Consider the following 2,142-nt stretch of genomic DNA (forward strand, 5'->3'; position numbering starts at 1 on the left):
CTGACGAAGAACAGGAGCGAAAAGAACCAAAAAATCGCCCAAAGCACACACGAAAACGGATACATCAAGCCAAGAAAAACTTTTTGGAGAAATTCAAAACAGCTTCTAAAAAACTAAAGCACATACGAAAACGGATGCATTAAGCCGAGAAAGCTTTTTGGAGAATCTATATCCGTAATACTCATCGATGGCACCGGTAAATACAATCTTGTCTGCCAGTGCTCACAATATAAGTTTCCTCCCAAATGCGGTCGGCGGTCGATGACTAGGCATTTCTTTCCTTCTTGTGTAGCTTTATAGGCAAATACGGAGCCGAATAATTCGGCACCTACTATCAAGTAATCGTAACGTTGCATGGATAATATCTAAAGTGTCTTGTATTTAATTTTGTTGACTTATGAGTATTTATAACTTTTCGATTTCGTCTTGGGTAAATCCTGTATATTTCATGATGATTTCCATTGGCATACCATCCATTTTCATTTGTTTAGCTATGTCGGCTTTCGTTTTTCTCGCGTCAATATTTATTCCTTCAGTACGCCCCTCTGCGCGTCCCTCTAAACGTTCCTCGTCTCTTGCTGTTACAATGTTATCACGTAAGATGACCACATTGTCTAAATGGCGGTAATACGCATTCGGTTCTGCCTTGCTTATGCGTTCAAGCCGCAGTTTCTCACGGGCTTCTTTCAATCCGGGCGCAGTGGCATCGAAAGGGATATCTCCTGTGTTGAGGAAATATATGAATTTTGTGGAACAGATTTTTCTTCTGGTTTCTTTATCTCCATTGGATTCGCCATTGTAACAAAATTGGTTTGCGAAGAATATCAAGAATATACAGAAAGTAGAGACTTTAATTTGCTTAGCAGTGTCTCTGTTTGTGGAAACAAAGGAGCAACTTCTTCTTCTGTCCAGTCAAATAAGTCATCATAGTCACCAGCTTGTCTCATATTCAATAAGCGGGAAGCCAAACGGGCATCTTCTTTGTCAAGTAGTCCTTTCATCACAAATTCTTGTCCTAAAATGCAGATTACACCACTATGGGTTTTAGAAGAAAAGCCTTTATCTATCAACAATGCGGTAGCTGCATGAAAAACCGCATAATATAAACGGTTTGCAACAAGATTCCAGTGCTTTAATTGCGCATTGTCCCGTGCTTCCACCATTGCTTGTTCCGATTTTTGCAGGCGATAGGCTATGATTGCCCTTTTTTCTTCCAACGTCAGTGCCATAATACGATTCCCTCTTGTTCTACATTTTTATAAAAAGGAGTGAAATGCCTTTTTCCCCATTCGGCATATGTATATACCAAAGGATTAATCTCTGCATTGATTTTCCATCCCAACTCCACCAACGGAAAAGCGATGTTGTTGTAATCATCATGGCTCACTTTGTCTTGTTCTAGCAAGATAAGAAGATCCCAGTCCGAATCTTCTCGCGCATCTCCACGTGCCCGTGACCCGAACAAAATCATTTGTGCTCCAATAGGCAATACCTTCGAAGCTGTTTCTTGTATAGAATGCATTATTTTAGATGGCACTTCCATAGTGTTCCTAAGTTTTCTACAAAGAAACGAATTAATTTCGAGAAAGGCAAACGGGAGATGTTTTTATTTGCTTATAACACATGCTTCTTCATAAACGGAATTTTCATCAGAATATATGTGCTGGCTAATGACAAAAGTGTGAATAGCAGGAAGAAGCCGATAAAATTGTAAATAGGTACAACCACTTCTTCATCTACATTCAAAAGCTTATAGGCGAAATTGATGAATACAGGATGCACCAGATAAATGCCAAAGCAGTAAGGTGCCAGTTGGTTTGCCAACTTCCAATTCACATTCAGCGACCTGAATAGCAGAAACAAGGCTGAAGCCAAGCAGATTACAACAGGGGTAGCATAGCCGTAAACGTCAAAACCATAATAACATTTTGTGACGATAATCCCGATACATAGGATAATGATTGCAGTCAAAAGTATTTTGTTTCCATAAATTTTTTGCGGTGCTTTCCAACATAGCCAGTACCCCAACAAATAAATAGAGTTTATGTAAATTAGTTATGATAGTTCCAAGGGTTGATTTTAATTCTGAGATTATGCAGTGCCATACATGTGGAAAAGATGTTTTCTACAAAGTTGTTTGCC

At 39.2% G+C, this 2,142-nt stretch carries 4 protein-coding genes and 1 pseudogene; all 5 read right to left on the reverse strand.

Annotation, left to right across the window (positions count from 1 at the left end):
• Window positions 1-218: 218 nt before the first annotated feature.
• Window positions 219-356: pseudogene (locus tag B5F78_RS16425) on the reverse strand (NAD(P)-binding protein); the annotation flags it as partial.
• A gap of 49 nt (window positions 357-405) precedes the next feature.
• Complete coding sequence (locus B5F78_RS17675) at window positions 406-690, reverse strand: hypothetical protein (protein WP_204471458.1); 285 nt, start codon at window positions 688-690, stop codon at window positions 406-408.
• A 134-nt stretch (window positions 691-824) separates the two neighbouring features.
• The gene (locus B5F78_RS16435) at window positions 825-1,229 is read right to left on the reverse strand and encodes a HEPN domain-containing protein (protein ID WP_022039075.1); all 405 of its coding nucleotides are present in this window, start codon (window positions 1,227-1,229) and stop codon (window positions 825-827) included.
• Window positions 1,220-1,522 (reverse strand): nucleotidyltransferase domain-containing protein, encoded by a 303-nt coding sequence (locus B5F78_RS16440; RefSeq protein WP_225226352.1) that lies wholly within the window; start codon window positions 1,520-1,522, stop codon window positions 1,220-1,222. Before B5F78_RS16440 ends, B5F78_RS16435 begins: the two co-directional genes overlap by 10 nt.
• Before the next feature lie 92 nt (window positions 1,523-1,614).
• Complete coding sequence (locus tag B5F78_RS16445; protein WP_337959696.1) at window positions 1,615-2,031, reverse strand: acyltransferase family protein; 417 nt, start codon at window positions 2,029-2,031, stop codon at window positions 1,615-1,617.
• Window positions 2,032-2,142: the final 111 nt, after the last annotated feature.

Origin of the sequence: Bacteroides sp. An279 (genome assembly GCF_002159615.1) — a bacterium.
Lineage (GTDB): Bacteria > Bacteroidota > Bacteroidia > Bacteroidales > Bacteroidaceae > Phocaeicola > Phocaeicola intestinalis.